21 protein-coding genes and 6 tRNA genes are annotated in these 20,221 nt (G+C 45.5%); 6 read left to right on the top strand and 21 right to left on the bottom strand.

The features are described 5' to 3' along the window. Window positions 1-56 precede the first annotated feature (56 nt). The 11 genes from rplA to R2103_RS02555 form a co-directional block, all read right to left on the bottom strand. Complete coding sequence (gene rplA, locus R2103_RS02605) at window positions 57-749, bottom strand: 50S ribosomal protein L1 (RefSeq protein WP_317529988.1); 693 nt, start codon at window positions 747-749, stop codon at window positions 57-59. A 1-nt stretch (window position 750) separates the two neighbouring features. Next, complete coding sequence (gene rplK / locus R2103_RS02600) at window positions 751-1,182, bottom strand: 50S ribosomal protein L11 (protein WP_132429245.1); 432 nt, start codon at window positions 1,180-1,182, stop codon at window positions 751-753. Window positions 1,183-1,274: 92 nt separating this feature from the next. Beyond that, window positions 1,275-1,808, bottom strand: coding sequence for a transcription termination/antitermination protein NusG (gene nusG / locus R2103_RS02595; RefSeq protein ID WP_090322718.1), 534 nt, complete (start codon window positions 1,806-1,808; stop codon window positions 1,275-1,277). Between the two features lie 21 nt (window positions 1,809-1,829). Further along, a complete protein-coding gene (gene secE, locus R2103_RS02590; protein ID WP_317529987.1) occupies window positions 1,830-2,174 on the bottom strand; it encodes a preprotein translocase subunit SecE in 345 nt (114 codons plus the stop codon). Window positions 2,175-2,320: 146 nt separating this feature from the next. Continuing rightward, a tRNA-Trp gene (locus R2103_RS02585) sits at window positions 2,321-2,396 on the bottom strand. A gap of 70 nt (window positions 2,397-2,466) precedes the next feature. After that, window positions 2,467-3,657, bottom strand: a complete 1,191-nt coding sequence (gene tuf / locus R2103_RS02580) for an elongation factor Tu (RefSeq protein WP_317529986.1) — start codon at window positions 3,655-3,657, stop codon at window positions 2,467-2,469. A 51-nt stretch (window positions 3,658-3,708) separates the two neighbouring features. Continuing rightward, a tRNA-Thr gene (locus R2103_RS02575) sits at window positions 3,709-3,783 on the bottom strand. Window positions 3,784-3,829: 46 nt separating this feature from the next. Beyond that, window positions 3,830-3,903 (bottom strand) — tRNA-Gly (locus R2103_RS02570). Between the two features lie 84 nt (window positions 3,904-3,987). Next, window positions 3,988-4,072 (bottom strand) — tRNA-Tyr (locus tag R2103_RS02565). Window positions 4,073-4,261: 189 nt separating this feature from the next. After that, a complete protein-coding gene (locus R2103_RS02560; RefSeq protein ID WP_317529985.1) occupies window positions 4,262-5,239 on the bottom strand; it encodes an ABC transporter permease in 978 nt (325 codons plus the stop codon). A 5-nt stretch (window positions 5,240-5,244) separates the two neighbouring features. Next, on the bottom strand, window positions 5,245-7,446 hold the full coding sequence (locus R2103_RS02555) for an ABC transporter substrate-binding protein (protein WP_317529984.1): 2,202 nt from the start codon (window positions 7,444-7,446) through the stop codon (window positions 5,245-5,247). A gap of 138 nt (window positions 7,447-7,584) precedes the next feature. Between R2103_RS02555 and fabI the strand changes: the two genes are divergently transcribed. After that, the gene (gene fabI / locus R2103_RS02550) at window positions 7,585-8,370 is read left to right on the top strand and encodes an enoyl-ACP reductase FabI (RefSeq protein ID WP_107802711.1); all 786 of its coding nucleotides are present in this window, start codon (window positions 7,585-7,587) and stop codon (window positions 8,368-8,370) included. 33 nt (window positions 8,371-8,403) lie between these two features. Here the strand turns inward: fabI and R2103_RS02545 are convergent, their stop codons facing one another. The 9 genes from R2103_RS02545 to R2103_RS02505 form a co-directional block, all read right to left on the bottom strand. Next, window positions 8,404-10,287 (bottom strand): SurA N-terminal domain-containing protein, encoded by a 1,884-nt coding sequence (locus R2103_RS02545; RefSeq protein WP_317529983.1) that lies wholly within the window; start codon window positions 10,285-10,287, stop codon window positions 8,404-8,406. A 78-nt stretch (window positions 10,288-10,365) separates the two neighbouring features. After that, window positions 10,366-10,442 (bottom strand) — tRNA-Asp (locus R2103_RS02540). Between the two features lie 19 nt (window positions 10,443-10,461). Then, window positions 10,462-10,537, bottom strand: a tRNA-Val gene (locus R2103_RS02535). A 15-nt stretch (window positions 10,538-10,552) separates the two neighbouring features. Then, window positions 10,553-10,825 carry an HU family DNA-binding protein gene (locus tag R2103_RS02530; RefSeq protein WP_090315671.1) on the bottom strand — a complete coding sequence of 91 codons (273 nt, stop codon included), beginning with the start codon at window positions 10,823-10,825 and terminating at the stop codon, window positions 10,553-10,555. Window positions 10,826-11,062: 237 nt separating this feature from the next. Then, window positions 11,063-12,055 (bottom strand): NAD(P)H-dependent glycerol-3-phosphate dehydrogenase, encoded by a 993-nt coding sequence (locus R2103_RS02525; protein ID WP_317529982.1) that lies wholly within the window; start codon window positions 12,053-12,055, stop codon window positions 11,063-11,065. After that, on the bottom strand, window positions 12,052-12,534 hold the full coding sequence (locus R2103_RS02520) for an SH3 domain-containing protein (RefSeq protein WP_317529981.1): 483 nt from the start codon (window positions 12,532-12,534) through the stop codon (window positions 12,052-12,054). The genes R2103_RS02525 and R2103_RS02520 overlap by 4 nt, the downstream gene beginning before the upstream one ends. A 31-nt stretch (window positions 12,535-12,565) precedes the next feature. Beyond that, entirely contained in the window at window positions 12,566-13,003 is a 438-nt protein-coding gene (secB, locus tag R2103_RS02515; protein ID WP_317529980.1) for a protein-export chaperone SecB, read from the bottom strand. 80 nt (window positions 13,004-13,083) lie between these two features. Further along, window positions 13,084-13,341, bottom strand: coding sequence for a glutaredoxin 3 (gene grxC, locus R2103_RS02510; protein WP_317529979.1), 258 nt, complete (start codon window positions 13,339-13,341; stop codon window positions 13,084-13,086). A 15-nt stretch (window positions 13,342-13,356) separates the two neighbouring features. Beyond that, window positions 13,357-13,740 carry a rhodanese-like domain-containing protein gene (locus R2103_RS02505; RefSeq protein WP_308811223.1) on the bottom strand — a complete coding sequence of 128 codons (384 nt, stop codon included), beginning with the start codon at window positions 13,738-13,740 and terminating at the stop codon, window positions 13,357-13,359. Between the two features lie 390 nt (window positions 13,741-14,130). Between R2103_RS02505 and gpmA the strand changes: the two genes are divergently transcribed. The 4 genes from gpmA to R2103_RS02485 all read left to right on the top strand — a co-directional run bounded on the left by gpmA (window position 14,131) and on the right by R2103_RS02485 (window position 18,386). Next, a complete protein-coding gene (gene gpmA / locus R2103_RS02500) occupies window positions 14,131-14,880 on the top strand; it encodes a 2,3-diphosphoglycerate-dependent phosphoglycerate mutase (RefSeq protein WP_317529978.1) in 750 nt (249 codons plus the stop codon). A 178-nt stretch (window positions 14,881-15,058) separates the two neighbouring features. Continuing rightward, window positions 15,059-16,138, top strand: a complete 1,080-nt coding sequence (locus R2103_RS02495; protein WP_317529977.1) for a murein hydrolase activator EnvC family protein — start codon at window positions 15,059-15,061, stop codon at window positions 16,136-16,138. Between the two features lie 47 nt (window positions 16,139-16,185). Beyond that, window positions 16,186-17,619 (top strand): S41 family peptidase, encoded by a 1,434-nt coding sequence (locus tag R2103_RS02490; protein ID WP_317529976.1) that lies wholly within the window; start codon window positions 16,186-16,188, stop codon window positions 17,617-17,619. An 11-nt stretch (window positions 17,620-17,630) separates the two neighbouring features. Next, a complete protein-coding gene (locus R2103_RS02485; protein WP_317529975.1) occupies window positions 17,631-18,386 on the top strand; it encodes a molybdopterin-synthase adenylyltransferase MoeB in 756 nt (251 codons plus the stop codon). A gap of 35 nt (window positions 18,387-18,421) precedes the next feature. Here R2103_RS02485 and slmA read toward each other — a convergent pair whose 3' ends face one another. Then, complete coding sequence (slmA, locus tag R2103_RS02480; RefSeq protein ID WP_317529974.1) at window positions 18,422-19,024, bottom strand: nucleoid occlusion factor SlmA; 603 nt, start codon at window positions 19,022-19,024, stop codon at window positions 18,422-18,424. Between the two features lie 216 nt (window positions 19,025-19,240). Here slmA and R2103_RS02475 point away from each other — a divergent pair, with 216 nt between their 5' ends. Further along, complete coding sequence (locus R2103_RS02475; protein WP_317529973.1) at window positions 19,241-20,212, top strand: bifunctional riboflavin kinase/FAD synthetase; 972 nt, start codon at window positions 19,241-19,243, stop codon at window positions 20,210-20,212. Window positions 20,213-20,221 lie beyond the last annotated feature (9 nt).

Raw genomic sequence — 20,221 nt, 5'->3', positions numbered from 1 at the left:
ACGGTCTTTGATAATCCTCAAATACAAATTGTATTCGATGGCCCAAAGTTCTTTTGTTACGTTATGCTTGTTTGATCTACCCGTATACCAATGCCCATAGTACTTGAAACGGACACTTTTCTCAGATAAATGCCTTTTGACGAAGCCGGTTTGGATTTATTCAGCGCTTCAATCAATGCTTTCAAATTTTGTTTTAATGCATCCACACCAAACGACGCACGGCCAATTGTGCAATGAATGATGCCTGTTTTGTCTGCTCTAAATTGTACTTGCCCAGCTTTCGCATTCTTAACCGCACCAGCAATATCCGCAGTCACAGTACCTACCTTTGGATTTGGCATTAAACTGCGTGGCCCCAGAATTTGACCCAATTGACCCACGACGCGCATCGCATCCGGACTTGCAATAGCAACATCAAAGTTGATATTTCCAGCTTTAATTTCAGCAGCCAAGTCATCAAAACCAACAATGTCTGCTCCTGCTTCTTGCGCTTCTTTTGCTTTATCGCCTTGCGCAAATACAGCAACGCGCACTGTTTTTCCTGTACCTGCGGGCAAAACTACCGAGCCGCGCACAGCTTGATCGGATTTCTTCGCATCAATACCCAAGTTCACTGCAATATCAATAGATTCATCAAATTTTGCTGTTGCAGCTTCTTTAACGAGCCCCAACGCTTCGTCAATTTGATATGTCTTATTTCGATCTACTTTACCTGCAATAGCATTGTAGCGCTTCGATGAACGTGCCATCTTATATACCCTCCACTTCTATGCCCATACTTCTTGCACTTCCAGCAATCGTACGTACAGCAGCATCCAAATCTGCCGCTGTCAAATCCGGCATTTTTGTTTTGGCAATCTCTTCGGCTTGACTACGGCTTAATTTCCCTACTTTGTCTAAATGCGGCCTAGGACTTCCTTTTCCAACACCTGCAGCCTTTTTGATTAAGACCGATGCAGGAGTTGTTTTCATTACAAACGTAAAACTTTTATCAGCATACGCAGTAATAATTACGGGAACAGGCAAACCCGGCTCCAATTTCTGGGTAGCCGCGTTAAACGCTTTACAGAACTCCATAATATTTAACTGCCGCTGACCGAGCGCCGGTCCAATAGGTGGGCTTGGATTAGCTTTTCCGGCAGGCACCTGCAACTTAATATAGCCAATAATCTTCTTTGCCACTACATTCTCCTGATGGGTACGTTCGAACGACTATGCGTTCTCCCCGCTTATAAACAATAAAAACAACTAAAAAACTTTAATTAACTATCCTACTAGGATTTCTCTACTTGATTGAAGTCCAACTCAACTGGTGTTGGACGTCCGAATATGGAAACCGAGACTCTGAGTTTACTTTTGTCATAATTGACATCTTCCACATTGCCATGGAAATCTGTAAACGGTCCTTCCTTAACGCGAACTGCTTCACCAATTTCAAATAGAATTTTTGGTTTTGGCTTCTCAACACCCTCTTGAATTTGATGGAGTATATTATCGACTTCCTTCTGACTTATCGGTGTAGGCTTCATAGCGGAACCACCGACAAAACCCGTCACTTTCTCGGTATTCTTAACCAGATGCCATGAATCATCAGACATCTCCATTTCTACGAGCACATAGCCCGGAAAAAATTTACGCTCACTGATATTTTTTTGGCCGCTTTTCATTTCTATCACCTCTTCAACCGGCACTAGAATTTGACCAAATTTATCTTGCATGCCAGCTCGCTCAATACGATCCTTTAATGCGCGCTGTACACTTTTCTCATAACCCGAATAAGCGTGAACCACATACCATTTCATACCCATTCTTTCCTCTGAGAGACGTGATCAAGCATCCGGATTCATCATAACTTTTACAAGTGACATCAACCCAGCATCAATCAACCATAAAAACAGTGCCATGGCAATGACAAAAGCAAACACCACACCCGATGTTTGCAGTGTTTCCTTGCGGCTAGGCCAAACTACTTTCTTCGCTTCTTCAGAAGATTCTCTGCAAAACACATAAAATTCCTGACCTTGAGTTGTAAATCTTGCAGTGACCGCAGCTAGCAAAAATCCTGCCAGGATAGACAATATGCGCACAACCATGGCGCTCTCACTTAAATAAATGAAACCTGCCACACCAGCAATAACAAATACAAATACAAGCCCAAGCTTCAATTTATTCACGTCTATTGAATCCTTTTATTCCTTTGCGATTGTGTAAAAACATTTGATTGCACTATAAAGCTGAATTAGCTCATTTTATTGCCACAATCAAAACCGCTATTTACTAGCTAAAAGTCTCTTAATTATTATCAAAGCAATCCAGTTAATGGCAGGCCAGGAGGGCATCGAACCCCCAACCTTCGGTTTTGGAGACCGACGCTCTGCCAATTGAGCTACTGGCCTTTTAACTGAAATAATCTGAAGCTAAAACCACAAAAAACAATTACTATTCTGCTTTTATTATCACAACAATCTACTCAATAATTTTTGCGACGACGCCTGCACCAACCGTACGTCCACCTTCCCGTATCGCAAATCGCAGCCCATCTTCCATCGCAATCGGCGCTATCAGATTGACCGTTACCGATACGTTATCCCCGGGCATCACCATTTCCGTACCCGCCGGTAATTCAATCGCCCCCGTAACATCCGTCGTTCTGAAATAAAACTGTGGGCGATAACCAGGAAAAAATGGGGTATGTCTTCCACCTTCTTCCTTGCTCAATACATATATTTCCGCTGTGAATTTGGTATGTGGCGATATGCTACCCGGTTTTGCCAGCACTTGTCCGCGTTCTACTTCTTCACGTTTCGTGCCACGTAGCAGTATTCCCACATTATCACCGGCTTGACCTTGATCCAATAGTTTACGGAACATTTCAACGCCCGTGCATACTGTCTTCAGTGTGGGTTTAAGACCTACGATCTCTATCTCTTCACCTACTTTGATGATGCCTCTTTCAACCCGTCCCGTTACAACCGTTCCACGGCCCGAAATCGAGAAAACATCTTCTACCGGCATGATAAATGCGCCGTCGATTGCGCGTTCCGGTTGTGGTATGTAACTATCCAGCGCTTCCGCCAATTTTAATATAGAAGGCTCTCCGATATCGCTTTGATCGCCTTCCAGCGCTTTCAGCGCCGAGCCGACAATAATCGGAGTGTCATCACCCGGAAAGTCATATTTGGATAATAGTTCGCGTATTTCCATTTCCACCAGCTCTATGAGCTCGGCGTCATCCACCATATCTGCTTTATTCATATACACAATGATGTAAGGAACGCCTACTTGGCGCGCCAGCAGGATATGTTCTCGTGTTTGCGGCATTGGGCCATCGGCAGCCGACACCACCAATATGGCTCCATCCATTTGTGCCGCACCCGTGATCATGTTTTTCACATAATCCGCGTGCCCAGGACAGTCCACATGCGCATAATGACGATTCGACGTTTCGTATTCCACGTGTGCCGTATTAATGGTAATCCCACGCGCACGCTCTTCCGGTGCTGAGTCAATCTGATCGTAGCTCTTCGCTTCTCCGCCAAATTTCTTCGTCAATATCGTCGTAATCGCCGCCGTCAGCGTCGTCTTACCATGATCCACGTGCCCTATCGTACCAACATTTACGTGTGGCTTCGACCGCTCAAATTTACTCTTTGCCATGTCTTGTTTCCCCTTTGCGTGCTTTAACCATACAATTTTACATACAACCTATGGAGCCCATGGCCAGGATTGAACTGGCGACCTCTCCCTTACCAAGGGAGTGCTCTACCACTGAGCTACATGGGCAAGCATAAACAACTCTACTTTACCGTTTTACCTGCTAATTCCCATTTGGAGCGGGTGAAGGGAATCGAACCCTCATCGTAAGCTTGGAAGGCTTCTGCTCTACCATTGAGCTACACCCGCACTAGTTCGCTACTTGCAAGAAGCACAACTTAAACCCATATTAGCAGGAGCTATCGCCCTGCTCTTCTACTGCATTTCCAAAATTGGTGGAGGGGGAAGGATTCGAACCTTCGAAGGCAGAGCCGTCAGATTTACAGTCTGATCCCTTTGACCGCTCGGGAACCCCTCCGAACGAAACTGGCGATTATGAATATATTGGACTGATAAGTCAATCTAGTTTTAACGGGAAGTTGTAGATAGATAGGGATTAATACTATCCACAGTTTTTGAAAAGAACACATTACAGAGGTTAGTGCATGTTTCGATGCCACAAAACTTCATAATTTGAAAACAAATAGTGAATTTCATTCTTAACTCATTAGGCCAAGCGAATTCTTGGATCGACCAATGTGTACGATATATCAGTCAGAACCAAACCTACGATATATAAAAGAGAACCTAGAAAAACCATTGCTCTTACAATCGCAAAATCCTGCGAATTAATCGCATCAATGGTGTAGCTGCCCAATCCAGGGATACCAAAAAACGATTCAACCAGCAGATTGCCGAGAAATAATAAAGGCACCACAACAACCGCACCGGTTAAAATTGGAATCAACGCATTCCCAAGCACATGCCGGAATAGCACAATGCGTTCGGATAGTCCCTTGGCTCTGGCTGTACGCACATATTCTTTGTTCATCTCTTCCAGAAATATAGTGCGATACCAGCGTATATTGGATCCCGCGCTACTGATCACGCCAATGATAACCGGTAAAAATAAAAATTTCGCAGCATCCAGTCCGGTTTCGTAACCGGATATTGGCACCCAATGCCAAAGTTTACTGATCAAGAATTGTCCGACGATGATATAAAATAAGCTGGAAATTGACATCAATGCCACGCATAAAACCACACCCAGGAAATCGATGTAAGTGGCACGAAAAAAAACCATCAGCAACGCAAAAGTAATATACACAAGCAAACCCAACACAAAAACCGGCAAAGCAATTGCCAGACTTGGCAGCATGCGCGACTTGATTTCCTGAGCAATATCCCGGCCATCATCCGCTTTGCCGAAATCAAAAATAAACATGGATGCCGATTTCTCAAAAAAAACCGTATTGGTCAATTTATTCAGATTTTCCGCTTCTTGATTGAATAACAGCGGCTTATCATAACCTCGCTCCGCCTTCCATTTTTCAATCGCTTCAGGTGTTACATACTTAATGCCAAGCTGCATCCGCGCCATGTCATCGGGTGTATTCACGACAAAGAACAACACGAATGTAATGAGATTAACTCCGATCAAGATCGGAATCGCATAAAAAATGCGCCTGATGATATAACTCAACATTTAACTTATCCTGTAACGTCAGAAGAAGCTGCACGCACTGCGGTACTGCTCTCGTGACGGCGAAAAGCATTCACAGCGGGAACAAAGCTGACTGCCAGCACAGCCAAAATCAACACGACAGGCCATATAACCGGTTCATTCCATTCAGCGCGCTTGCTCGTTCTCAAAGCAGTATCGATTTTGAAATATTTCAGATTATTATTTGATATCCGGTTGGATTTTACATTCTGATACCAAGCGTGGTACAAGCCATAATCCTTCGGATGATACCCCCATAACCACGGCGCATCGAAGCGTAGAATCTCAACCATGCGGTCAATAATCAGTTGCCGCTGCGGCCCATCCTCCATATTTTTCATGTGTTCAAATAGGCGGTCATATTCCGCATTGTGATAATTTGCCGCATTTTCGCCGCTATTTCCTACTTTACGCTGCGGTCCATACAATAAGAATAGAAAATTTTCCGCATCCGGATAGTCGGCATTCCAGCCCCATTCAAAAATCTGTGCATTCCCTTTGCGGATCTTGTCTTGAAAGCGATTGTAATCAGTACTTCTCACGACCAGCTGGATATTTAATTTCTGAAATTGCTTACGCATCCAATCCAATCTGGATCTATCTTCAGCGCTACGCGCAGTGACATCAAAATATAAAATGAGCGGCGCGCCGGTTCGTTGATCTATTCCATCCGGATAACCCGCCTCAGCCAGCAATGCTTTTGCAGCTTGAATTGACTTACGCTGCGGCTCACCGTTTACCCAATCGTACACCACCGGATTGATGCCTTCCTCACCCTCTCGGTAACCTGCAATGCCTGGCGAAATAGGGCTTTGGGCCGGCATTCCACGGCCATTGGCAAAAATCGAAATAAACTCTTCGTAATCCACGGCGATCGAAATCGCTTGGCGCAGCTTTCTGGCCGATTCGCGCTCTCGTGCATTTCTGCCACCGACGACCGGATCGAGCATATTAAATCCCATGTAGTATGTCGATGCCGCCACCGCCGTCTCCAACCGTATCCCCTGTTCAGCCATCGCCTCGGTCACCGTCGCCTCACCCTGCCCTACCAGCTGCACAGCTTGATCAAAACTATCCGAGCCAATACCACTGGCATCGTAATAACCTTGCAGGAATTTATTCCATCTCGGAATACTTTCCTTTTCCCGGGTGAAAATAATTTTATCAATGAACGGTAATTTCTTTCCGGCATCCATGAGAAGTCCATTTTCCTCATCTCCCGGCATACCTTGTTCAGGATAGTATTCATCATGAAAATTGGGATTCTTTTCCAATACCATTCGTGAATTTGGATTGTTCTCGGTCAGCATATAGGGGCCAGTGCCAACTGGATACCAATCCAATGTAATGTTTTTTTGTTTTAATCCTGGCTGCGAATAAAAACGATCAGCCTCCCACGGAATCGGAGCAAAAAAAGGCATCGCCAGCCAATACACAAATTGCGGATACTTGCCTTTTATTGTGATACGGTAAGTATATCTATCTACAACTTGCACGCCTTCCAATTGATAATCTCTTAAATCCAGGAATGTTTTTTCTTCCGGCCGATCCTTATCGGCTTGCTTTAATACATCGGCATATTCCCTGAGTCCGGCAATATAATCAGCCATCAGTCCGTAAATCGGCGAATGCAATTTTGGATGTGCTAAACGCTTGATCTGATATACATAATCTTCCGCCACCAATTCCCTGGTACCGGTTTGCGAAAAATCCGCAAGTTTCCGCACGGACGCCATTTCCTGCCGGTTTAGATCATGATACAACCAGTGACTTTGCGCATCGCGGGCAAATGCCGGGTGTGGTTGAAAATGTATTCCCGCTTTGATTGTAATTTCATACACGCTATAGGCAATATCATCCGGTAGCGCATCACCCGGCAGTTGATTACCATGAACATCCCAGTACTGCACCACGGGCATTTCTTCCGCTGTTGCTGGAATCAACACGAATGGCCGTTTTAAATAATGATATTGCAGTGGAGGCTCATAGATTTGCGCAGTGAATTGAATTTCGTTTGAACTATAGGATTGCACCGGATCCAGATGTTTAGGCCGTTCTGTGAATACTGTATAGAGAATGTTTTTTCCCGCATCCTCCGCTGCATAGGGATTATTCCATTGATGCCCGCTGCATGCGGTAAGCCAAGCCAAAAGTATCAGCAATCCAGGTAAGAGAATCCGTTTATCCATTGCAATTTTGATTCGATGGAATCCATGTTTTAAGTAAAAATGACGCAACCATCTTATATATCTTCCTTCACACAATTCCATCTTATGCCACCCATCGGCTATAATTTGACAATTGACTCAATTCTACAAGGAATTTATATGGGGTTTCTGGCAAATAAACGCATTCTCATCACCGGGCTGCTCAGCAACCGCTCCATTGCTTACGGTATTGCAAAAGCTATGAAACGAGAAGGCGCGTCACTGGCTTTCACTTATCAGGGCGAAGAAGTTCGTGGCCGGGTGGAAAAGCTGGCGGCAGAATTTGATAGTAATCTGTTATTTCCTTGCGATGTCGCCAATGACAATGAAATCGCTGCATGTTTCGAGAACTTACAGAAGCACTGGGATTCACTCGATTGTATTGTGCATTCCATTGCTTTCGCGCCGCGCGAAGCATTAACCGGCGATTACCTGGAAAGCGTCAATCGGGAGGCTTTCCGTATCGCGCATGACATCAGCGCCTATAGTTTTTCTGCACTTGCCAAAGCCGCACTACCGCTAATGCAAAACCGCAACGGCGCTTTTCTGACATTGAGTTACTTGGGTGCTGTCCGGGTCATGCCGAACTATAACGTCATGGGCCTGGCTAAAGCCAGTCTTGAAGCAAATGTCCGTTTTATGGCTTCCAGCCTGGGCCCGAAAGGTATCCGCGTCAACGCTATCTCCGCCGGTCCAATCAAGACACTAGCCGCAGCAGGTATTGGAAATTTTGGAAAGTTGTTAGGTTATACCGAGAAGGTCTCACCATTACGCCGCAATGTAACCACGGATGAGGTCGGCAACGTTGCAGCTTTCTTATGCAGCGATCTTGCTAGTGGCATTACCGGGGAAATAACTTATGTCGATGCAGGATTCAACACCGTTGCGTTTAATCTCAACGATTAGCTATTAAACACAAGGGGCAACAAATTCAGGAAACTAGAAGCTGTCTTGTTTAACTTTTACATCGTAGCGCTGCCTGAGTGCAGCTAAGTATGACGAGACTTCTTCTTGTGTGATCATTTGCTGGAGTTGTTTGGTAAAACTATCCAGTTTAGTCTTATCTGCAGATTCGGATTCAACGATCTTATTGATTCGTACCAGATTAAATCCGCCTTTTGGATTGACTGCTCCCGTATACACTGGCAGAGCACTAGTCTTCGCTCTAAAAACAACTCTTAATGTTTCATGATCCAGTCCTTGCGGCTGCATATAAGAGATCTGCTTGGCTTCGTCCCAGATGACATCACTTACCTCTTCTCCAGCTTGTAAGCGCACGAGCTTTGCTTGTCCTTCTTCCACCGCTTTCGCTTCAGCCATTTGCTTTCTAAGCCTTCCCACGATCTGCTCTCTAACAACCTCAAGCGATTGCGTCGTGGCTGGCTTATGCTCAAGAATGCGGGCTGACACAAATGTGTCGGGTTTCACTTCAATTGCTTCAGTATTACGGTGGTTTGAAATCACATCCGCTGAGAAAATTGCTGACAACAGTTTCTCATTTGCAAGAATGGATGGCTCTGCCTTATCTCTTGTTATCCAATCACTCTCTTGTGTGGATAGTTCAAACTTTTCTGCCGCAGCTTGCAGATTATCGCCTTGTTCATAAACGATATTACTGAAGTCTTCAGCAATTTCCCCAAAAATACTGCTCACCATCTCTAATTTAAGCTTATTTGCAATCTGCTCCCGCACTTCTTCCAGATCAGGACGTTTCTCTTCCTTGATAGCGGTCAACTTGATTACATGGAAGCCAAAATTCGTTTCCACGATATCGCTCACTTCGTCCAGTTGCATTGAAAAAATTTTATCTTCAAAGGCTTTAACCATGACACCACGACCAAAAAAACCGAGGTCTCCACCACGCATTGCCGAACCTGGATCATCTGAATCTTGCTTGGCAATTTCTGCGAACTGCTCCGGATTTTGCTTAATTTTCTCCAGAATGCTTTCAGCTTTTTCTTTTGCTGCGCGTTTCTCGTCATCTGTGGCATCAGCCGCAATACTGATCAAAACATGACTGGCTTTGCGTTCTTCGGCTTTACCAAATTCATTCTGATGCTCGGAAAAATAAGTATTAATCGCTTCGTCACTCACTGTTTCATTTTTTGCTACTGCATCCAGCGATAACACCAAATATTCAACTCGCGCACGTTCCGGCAAATCAAAGTCAGCTCTATGCTTGTCATAATAACTGGTAATGTCGGATTCTTCCGGTGTCACTTGCGATAGGAATTGTTCAGGAGCGATCTGCGATTGACTGATCTCGCGCTTAACTTCAGTGAGGTAGTGCACTTTCTCAGCAACTACTTGGGGAGCAAACGCATTGTCGCTGTAACCTTCCAATAATTGCTGAAGCAGAAGCTCCTGACGCACACGCGACTCAAATACTGCTGGAGTTAGTCCTTGATTGCGCAGTAATTCTTCGTATTGCTGCTTGGAAAAATTACCATCTTTTTGAAATGCGGGGGCTTCACGGAGAGTTTTTATTAGCTGTGAATCCAGTACGGTAAAACCATTGCTAACAGCTTCCCGGTGTAATAGTCTCTGCTGAATGAGTTTTTCCAGCACCGAGTTTCTTACCTCAAAAGTATCCAGCATCGCACTATCGAAATTTGCACCCAGCATCGCGCGCATTCTTTCATGATGATCACGTAATGCTTGCTCATATTCACGTCGTGGAATTTCTTCACCATCCACTACCGCAACATAACCTTCGCCACCCATCGTACGATACGATTCAACACCCCAAAATAAGAAGGGTAATATTAACAAGCCCATAAAGACTTGCACGACACGTTTTTTACGGTTGACGAAATCAAACACAATTAGAACCTGAGAATGCTAGAAAGTGAAATGACGATCAAATAACTTTTTACTTATCGTAAGCTGATAAACCTAATTTGGCGGAGTGGACGGGACTCGAACCCGCGACCCCCGGCGTGACAGGCCGGTATTCTAACCAACTGAACTACCACTCCTAGAACTAGCAAATTTGACTGGTGGGTGCTGACGGGATCGAACCGCCGACATTCGCCTTGTAAGGGCGACGCTCTACCAGCTGAGCTAAGCACCCGGTCAAGAAAGTGCGCTAGTTTACTGCATCTTTAAGCGCTTTACCAGCACTGAATTTAGGAACCTTCGCTGCTTTGATTTTAATTGCAGCACCCGTACGGGGATTACGGCCTGTACGTGCAGCCCTTGTGCCTACTTTAAAAGTCCCAAATCCGACCAAAGTAACACTTTCATTTTTTTTGAGTGCCCCTTTTATTGCTGCTAATGCGCCATCCAATGCGCTGCCCGCGGAAGCTTTAGAAATTTTAGCCGATTTTGCGATAGCTTCGATGAGTTCGGATTTGTTCATATAATTCCCCTTCTTGGTTAATGGTAATTAAATCACAAGCAAGTACTGCAGACGCTCTTATATCAAGCTGTTAACGGCTGGTCAAGCGAATTAGCGCGCTCTTGCCACACCATTTATCAAGCAAATCAACCGTTTCAGAGGAAGGTTACCAACTGCATCAGTTATAAAATTTCATAAAAACAAATAACTAGTCACCAGAAACAGAATCAACTTGAAGCTATCTGGATAAATTCTACACTAATAAATTTCCGACTTCTGTTCGCGATTTAACAACACTTCGACTGCTTTCTTGGCGGATACTACGCCATGCAAAATATCGCAAACCGCTTGAGTGATGGGCATCTCAATCTTCAATTGCTTGCCTAATTGCAAAACCGATTTCGCCGTGTGCACACCTTCGGCGACATGCCCTAATGCATTTAAAATATCCGCCAGCGATTTTCCTTCAGCCAGCATCAATCCGACTTGTCTGTTTCTGGATAAATCTCCCGTACTAGTCAGAATCAAGTCACCAACTCCAGCCAGTCCCATGAAGGTTTTCATATCCCCTCCCAAGCCAAGCCCCAATCGCATAGTTTCTGACAATCCTCGTGTAATCAGTGCTGCCCTAGCATTATGTCCAAAACCGATGCCATCAGAAATACCTGCTGCGATGGTGATCACATTTTTTACCGCCCCCCCGGTTTCCACTCCGACAACATCCTCACTGGTATAAATGCGCAGCCTTGCACTGTGCAACTCAGCGGCCATTTTACTGGCGAAATCAATATCATCAGATGCCAGTGTTAAAGCTGTTGGGAGACCTTGAGCCACTTCTTCCGCGAAACTTGGTCCGGATAGCACACCGCAAGGCGGTAATCGACCGGAAAATTCTTCAGTAGCAATTTGATGCGGCAGATAAGTAGTTTCCGATTCAAACCCTTTGCATCCCCAAATGACCGGTACCTTGATCTTACTGGCAACGATGGCCCGCAATGTGTCACGCAAACCGGCAACAGGCACAACTATTAGCGCCAGATTGGCACCCTCCAACGCCTCATCCAGCGTTGCAGTAATCTTCAGGGATTCAGGCAATGAGTGACCCGGTAGGAAAGCTTGATTAATTCGTTGACGATCCATCTCAGTTGCATGATCCGGATCCTTTGTCCATAGATGAATCTGATGGCGCGTTGATAGGTTAATCGCTAAGGCGGATCCCCATGCACCCGCGCCCAGTACCGCAATTTTCATGACCCCCAAACCTGATTGACTTTGACATAACCCGTTTGACCGCCAGAGTGCCGCACTTTGACCCAGCCTTTGCTATCGGAGTCCAACCATTCCAAGACAAGATTCTCCTCAGCCTGAAACACGAGTTCCGAGTTTGCATCGGCTGATTTGTGGATACTGGCCAACGGCACCGTCACCACCACAAAGCGCTGCTGACTCAGCGCTTTCTTTTCAACCCAAGCAAGACTTCCACTACTGTCGCGAACTTTTGCCCAGCCATCGACATCCACCACGACTTCAACGGGAAGATGACGATCCGCCACGAACAGTTTATCGGCTCTCAGCGATGGCGCGTCATACATGACAACCGCACTGTCGGCGATTGAGAAAAACTCCATTTCAGCGACTGCATAACCGGGAGACTGCAAAAAAATACCGGTCAGAAAAATTCCTACTTTATTTTTTAACCAGCATGAATCAATCAGTGAGCTTTTTTTCATGCGATTTTCATCTCCATGCACGCGGTTACTTTTAATTCGGTTTTGTTTCCGCGTTTTTCTGCTGATAAATGGCCTCAAAATTAACCGGATTGAGAATTACCGGTGGAAATCCGGCGCGCGTCACAACGTCCGACACCACTTCCCGCAAATAAGGAAAGAGAATATTGGGACAACCAATTCCCAACACCGGATCTATCTCTCCAGCCGGTATATTCCGAATACGGAAAATTCCCGCTTGCTGGGCTTCCACCAAAAACATGTTCTTGTCTTTTATCTTAGCCGTCACCGTTGCAGTTAATAATACTTCATATAATCCTTCACCGATCCCTTGACTCTTGGTTCCCAGCTGCAAGTTAATTTCCGGCGTATCTCTTTCCAGAAAGATATTCGGTGCATTGGGAATCTCCAGGGATAAATCCTTCACATAGATTTTTTCTATGGCAAAAACCGGTTGCTGTTGCTCGCTCATATTGATCTTGTCCAATATAGTGAATTAATAAAATAAACCTAAAATACAAATTGCTATCGCGTCAATCAACGCGGCTGAAATCAACTCGCCAGCAGAGCCGACAGCTCACCCGCTCGATCCAATTGCGCCAAGTCATCATACCCACCCACATGCTTTTCACCAATATAGATTTGCGGGACTGTGCGACGCCCTGTTTTTTCCATCATTTCGATGCGTTGCTCTGGCTCCAGATCAACGCGGATTTTCTCAATTTCCTGAACTCCTTTTGCACGCAACAAGCTTTCCGCCATCTTGCAATAGGGGCAAAAACCAGTGGTATACATGATAACCCGTGGCATTTACGTTCACTTCCTTTATCGTTTAACCATGGGTAAGCCGGCGCGCTTCCAGGAATCGATCCCACCCATCAGATTAACTACTTGGGAAAAACCATTTTTCTTCAAAACCAGACTGGCATTATTGGATCGAATACCACCCCGGTAAACCACCACGACGGGCTTTTCCTTGAATTTTTGTAATTCCGTCCAACGTTCTTCAATTTTCTCCGCCGGAATATGCTTGGCATTCGGCAAATGCCCTGCGGCAAATTCGCTATCGTCGCGCACATCCAATACCAACGCATCCTGGTAATTGATGAACTGTACCGCAGTGCGAGTATCGATTTCTTTGATGCCGCCCTGCGTTACCATCGACCATACCAATAATGAACCGCTGATAACCGCGGTGATAACGAACAATAAATTCTCTAACCTGAGAAGAAAATGATCTTGTAATAATGACAATTCCATATAAGCTTTATTTTATTAGATTTTTTAAACTCTGAATTTTATCAGAAACTGAAAAGTTAAGGGATTCTCTGCTGCCAGACATTTGACTTCGCACATCATAGCATCATGCTCACCGACTTATCGCATTCAAATCCACGAATACTTCACCTATTCCATCTTTAATTAACTTAACAAGAAATACAAAAATCTGTCATCATTTTTCATGAAAAAAAAGTATTTTTATTTTTTTCATGCCAAAGAATCAGTCTAATGCTGTGTTTACAATCAAAAGTATAATAAAATAGCTGCGTTTTTTAATCTGCTTGACGATACTCATTTCCTTTTTATCAAAAGGCCAATATGAAGAAAATTGTTCTCCTGCGGCATGGAGAAAGTACCTGGAATCAAGAAAATCGATTTACTGGCTGGACAGATGTTGATTTAACGCCTCAAGGCATACAGGAAGCTCAAAGTGCCGGCAGGTTATTACGCGAACACGGGTTTGCATTTGATATTGCTTATACATCCGTCCTCAAACGGGCTATCCGCACTTTATGGATCGTGCTGGATGAAATGGATCAAATGTGGATTCCTATCCAACACACCTGGCGCCTGAATGAGCGGCACTATGGCGCACTACAAGGACTGAACAAAGCGGAAACTGCGGCGCAATATGGTGACGAACAAGTCCTCATTTGGCGGCGCAGCTATGATGTCAGACCGCCCGCATTAACCGTTGATGATATCCGCTATGCAGGTAACGATCCGCGTTATAAAAACCTGGCGCAGAACGATATCCCTGTAACAGAATGCCTTAAAGATACGGTTGCTCGATTCCTGCCCTATTGGAACGCAACCATCGCACCGCAAGTTCAGGCGGGCAAGAGCGTCATCATCGCCGCACACGGCAACTCCTTGCGTGCACTTGTCAAATATCTGGATAACATTTCCGACGAAGCTATTCTAAACTGCAATATACCGACCGGCGTTCCATTAGTTTACGAATTAGATGATAATCTGAAACCGATTAAAAATTATTATCTTGGTAACTTAGCTGAAATCCAGGAAGCAATGCAAACCGTCGCTAACCAAGGTAAATCGAGTGCTTAAAACATAATCCATTCTTTAGTGTAACCGGGCGCGCGATTCGAATAAATCTTATCAATCTGGAAATCATACGTTTAATTCAATTCACATAAAACATTACCGGTCAATCCTGGCGATTTGGGCGCTTATCTTATTTTGCCCGTCATCCGCATTCTCAAGCAATCAGGAAAATCTAAAACTGTTGCGTGAACGCATCCAATCATTACAAAAAGATTTAGCCAACAAAGAAGCGCTAAAACAGAGCGCAGCGGATGCATTACAAGGAACTGAGCGGGCAATCAGTGCCATCACGCAAAAAATGACCAAACTGATTGAGCACGACCGGCAAGCCATAGAAGAATACAAGCAGCTGCAAGCACAGCACAAAAAACTCAGCGATGAAATCGGCATCGTACGAAATCAACTGGAAAAATTGCTTTATCAACAATATATCGGGGGACAACAAGATTATTTGCGGTTGGTGTTGAATCAGCAAAATCCGCATCAGATCGCGCGCGATATTTATTATTACCGGCAACTCTCACTCGCCCGTTCGGATAGCATCAAGAATCTCCAGTACAATCAACATGAAATCGAGACTCTGACACAAACCAGCCGTCAAAAGAAAGACGAAATTGCCGCTATCCAAGCGGAATATTTCGATCAACGAAAAAAACTTCAACAAGAAAAAACCAAGCAGCAAACATTGCTTACGCAAGTATCCAGTCAAATTTCTCAGCAGCAACAGGAAATCAGTAAACTCGAACAGGATGAAAAACGCTTAACGAATCTAGTGAACGAAATTAATCAATTGCTTGCGCAAGAAAAATCCAACACGACAATAATTAACAACAAACTTCCGGATGCTTCGACTACGAGCGCGGCATTCTCAACGTTAAAGGGTAAATTAAATTTGCCGGTGCGCGGGAAACTTGTAAACACTTTTGGTGGTCAACGTTCAGGTAAACATGTGACATGGAAAGGTTTATTCATACAATCACCTGATGGCAGTGAAGTCAAAGCAATCTCCGCAGGCCGGGTCGTATTTGCGGATTGGTTAAGAGGTTTTGGTAATTTGATAATTTTGGATCACGGAAACAACTACATGAGCTTATATGGCAATAATGCAACACTTCACAAACAAGTTGGCGAGCCGGCTCGCGGCGGCGAAACGATTGCAACCGTTGGAAATAGCGGCGGTAATGCCGATTCAGGTTTATATTTCGAGCTTCGTCACGGAGGAAAGCCGTTTGACCCGTTGACGTGGATAAAAATAGAATGAACGCAACAGCCATTTACATAAATTTGATCAGTGCGGAGATAGCTTAAATGAGTAACGTAATCAAAAAAACAGGTTTAATTCTGATTGGCGCAATTGCTGGAATGATGCTCAGTTTGAATTTCTCTGCTATTGCCAAAAAAGAAAGTATCGAGGCGATTCATCCGCTGCCGATCGAAGAATTGCGAACCTTTGCCCAAGTGTTCGGCCGGATCAAAAGCGATTATGTTGAGTCCGTGGAAGACAAGAAACTGATTACCGAGGCGATCAATGGCATGCTGATCGGACTGGATCCGCACTCGTCATACCTCGATAAAGACGAATACAAAGAGCTGCAAATCGGCACACAAGGTGAATTCGGCGGTTTAGGTATTCAGGTGACGATGGAAGATGGTGTCGTAAAAGTCATATCGCCGATCGAAGACACGCCGGCGTTCCGCGCGGGTATCAAAACCGGCGATCTTATCGTCAAATTGGATGATACCGTCGTCAAGGGTATGACACTGAATGATGCGATCAAGCTGATGCGCGGCAAGCCCAACACTTCGATCAAGATCACGATTGTGCGGGAAGGAGAAACAGAACCGCTGGTCTTTAATCTGGTGCGCGATATCATCAAAATCCAAAGCGTTAAATCGAAAATGATCGAACCGGGTTATGCGTATATCCGTATCACGCAGTTCCAAGAACAAACCGGTGAAAATCTGGCGCAAGCTATCAAAACGCTTTTTGCCGAAAACAGCGGCGCAATGAAAGGATTAATCCTGGACTTACGCAATGATCCGGGTGGATTGCTCAATGGCGCTGTCGCCGTATCGGCTGCCTTTCTGCCAGAAAATGCTCTGGTCGTTTATACCGAAGGCCGTAGTCCGGATGCAAAAATGAAATTGCACGCCAACCCGGAATACTATCTGCGCGGGCCGGATGAAGATTATTTGAAAGGATTGCCATCCGCGGTTAAAACGGTACCGATGATCACCCTGGTTAATGGCGGTTCCGCTTCCGCATCGGAAATTGTTGCGGGAGCGTTGCAAGACCATAAACGCTCCATCGTGATGGGATCGCAAACGTTTGGTAAAGGATCGGTGCAAACAATTCTGCCGTTAGGTAACAATACCGCGATCAAACTGACTACCGCGCGCTATTACACACCGAATGGCCAATCTATTCAGGCGCAAGGAATCACACCCGATGTACTGGATGAAACCGACAGCGGCGATGAGCAACGTTTGCGGGAAGCGGACCTAAACCGGCATTTGTCCAATGGCAAAAAAACGGAGAAAAAAGCTGCTTCCGAAGCTGAAAAAGCCGCTTTGAAACCCGCTAGCGACAAAAAAGAGAAGAAAGAAAAGAAAAACAAAGACAAAAATAAAGCCCCTATGGAATTCGGCTCCGAGGAAGATCTCCTGTTGAAACAAGCTATGAATTACTTCAAGGGCATTACCCCATCACCCGAGAAAAAAAGCGACGAAACCAAGAGCTGATCTCAGGAATCGTGGATGACCAGCAGTTACTTCGCTACAGCCGTCATATCCTGCTCCCGCAAATCGACATTGCGGGGCAGGAAAAACTCAATCAATCGCATGTATTAATTATCGGTGCAGGCGGCCTGGGTTCTCCCGCCGCCTTGTATCTCGCCGCCAGCGGAATTGGCCATCTGACCATTTGTGATGGCGATCAAGTTGATTTAACCAATTTGCAGCGTCAGATCATCCATGATAGCGGCGCCATCGGTTTAGCCAAAACACAGTCGGCAAAACAAACGCTGCACAGAATCAATCCCGCAACCCATATCACTACAATTCAAGCGCATGTCGATGCAGAAGAATTGTCGCAGCTGGTCCCGCAAGCCGATGCGGTCATTGACGCCAGTGATAACTTCAGTACCCGCCATCATGTGAACCGGGCCTGTGTCACTCATAAGAAACCGCTAATTTCCGGTGCCGCGGTGCAATTCTCCGGTCAAATCAGTGTGTTCGATTTACGCCATGACAGCAGTCCTTGCTATCATTGTTTATATCCGCTTGATGGAGACCAGGAGGATATGCCGTGCGCAATTATGGGTGTATTCTCGCCTGTGGTTGGTATCATCGGCAGCATGCAAGCCGCGGAAACGCTAAAAATTCTATTGAATATCGGCCAGAGTCTGAACGGCCGTCTGCTGCTACTGGATGGTCTCGCAATGAACTGGCGCTCGGTCAGATTAAATAAGGACCCGCTCTGCCCGGTATGCCGGCGCAATGACCGGTAAAAAATAATGCATCAGAAACTGATGGTTATTGCACTTTAAAGTAGTTCCTTCGGCAACAAAATCAATCGTTGCGTTTCCCAATTGGCCAGCGGATCACGCCTGAATCCGCTGTTAACAAACTGATACCAGCGGCCAATCACGAAGCACATGAATAAATTGGCTTGCGCCGCAATATCCACGTCCGCTTTCAGCCGTTGCTCGCTAACGGCGAACCGTAATGCCTGTTTTAAAGTCGCTTCCAGCCGGTCGTGCAGCTGATGAATGCGCAATTGCAAATGATCGTTCTCATTGACCAGCGCATCGCCAATCAGAATCCGCGTCATGCCCGGATTTTTTTGCGAAAAACCTAGCAGTAGCAGTAACAAGTTTTCAATCTGCTTGGCATTCGGCTGTTCTTCTTGCAGAATTTTATTGATCAGCACAAATAATGTTTTCTCAATGAATTCAATTAAAGCCGCAAACATGTGCGATTTATTGGAAAAACAGCGATAGATCGCTGATTCCGAGATTCCCGACTGCCTTGCCAATGCAGCCGTGGTGATCTTAACTCGCTGCGGATACTCCAGCATCCCAGCCAGCGCTTGCAGGATCCGGTCTTCTCTTTCGCTTGATTTGATTGAATGATTTGAATGCTTCAATTATTTGGCCGCAACATAACAAAAACGATTGCAGGAATATAACCAAATTAATAAATCAACGCGAGTATTAATCTATCCTACCGTCAATTTTCCCTGCTTCGCTCCTTCCAGTAAGTATCTATAATTATTTGAGTTCAATATGCGCGGCAGCGCAGTGCAAGCTAGACCTGTTCACCTTAAACACGCTAGAATTGCTAATTTTTTGGGTTCGAGCGCATGCATACATGGCGAAAAGTGCCATCCGGTGCCAAAACACCGGTTGCACTGACCATAGGCAATTTCGACGGGGTCCATTTAGGCCACCAGGCCATGCTTTCCCGGTTGAAAGACACCGCCAGCCGGCTAGGGCTTCCGGCCTGTGTCATGACTTTTGAACCGCATCCGCGTGAATTTTTCGCGCCGGATCAAGCACCTGTCCGGCTCTCCAGTTTACGGGAAAAATTAACCTGCTTGATTCAGACAGAAGTCGACTGTATCCACATTTGCCGTTTCAATTACGATTTTGCCAGAATCGGCGCGGAACAATTTATCGCGGACATCCTGAATAAAGAACTTGCAGTGCGCTGGCTGCTGGTCGGCGATGATTTCCGTTTTGGCGCGCGGCGCACCGGTGACTTCGCCATGTTGCAAGCATTGTCAGCAGAAAATAACTTTTCTGTCGAAGCCATGCCCAGTGTTACCATCGACGGGCAGCGCGTTTCTAGTACCGCAACCCGGCAGGCGCTTGCCAACGGCGATCTCGACACCGCCAGGAAATTGCTCGGCAGACCTTACAGCATCAGCGGACGGGTCGTAGATGGGGATAAATTAGGCAAGCAACTTGGATTTCCCACCGCGAACATTCAATTGCAGCATAACCGCCCGCCGCTTTCGGGTATTTTTGTCGTATCCGTGTACGGTGCCATACCATCCTCACCCGCTACTCCGCTGCGAGGTGTTGCCAGTCTGGGTGTGCGGCCGACGACCCATGATAATGGCAGGCCTGTGCTGGAGGTTCATTTGTTCGATTTTCATCAGAAAATTTACGGACAGCAATTACAGGTTAACTTCTTGCACAAATTACGCGACGAAGAAAAATATGTGGATATCAACACACTCATCCGGCAAATCGAGAAAGATGTCGCGCAAGCCAAAAGCTTTTTTATGACTACCCCGATTCATTCCAATAGCATGCGCAACGCCCTTTAACCCATCCAT

Origin of the sequence: Nitrosomonas sp. Is24 (genome assembly GCF_033063335.1) — a bacterium.
In the GTDB taxonomy this organism is placed as follows: domain Bacteria; phylum Pseudomonadota; class Gammaproteobacteria; order Burkholderiales; family Nitrosomonadaceae; genus Nitrosomonas.
This window is presented reverse-complemented; position numbering and strand designations above follow the sequence as displayed.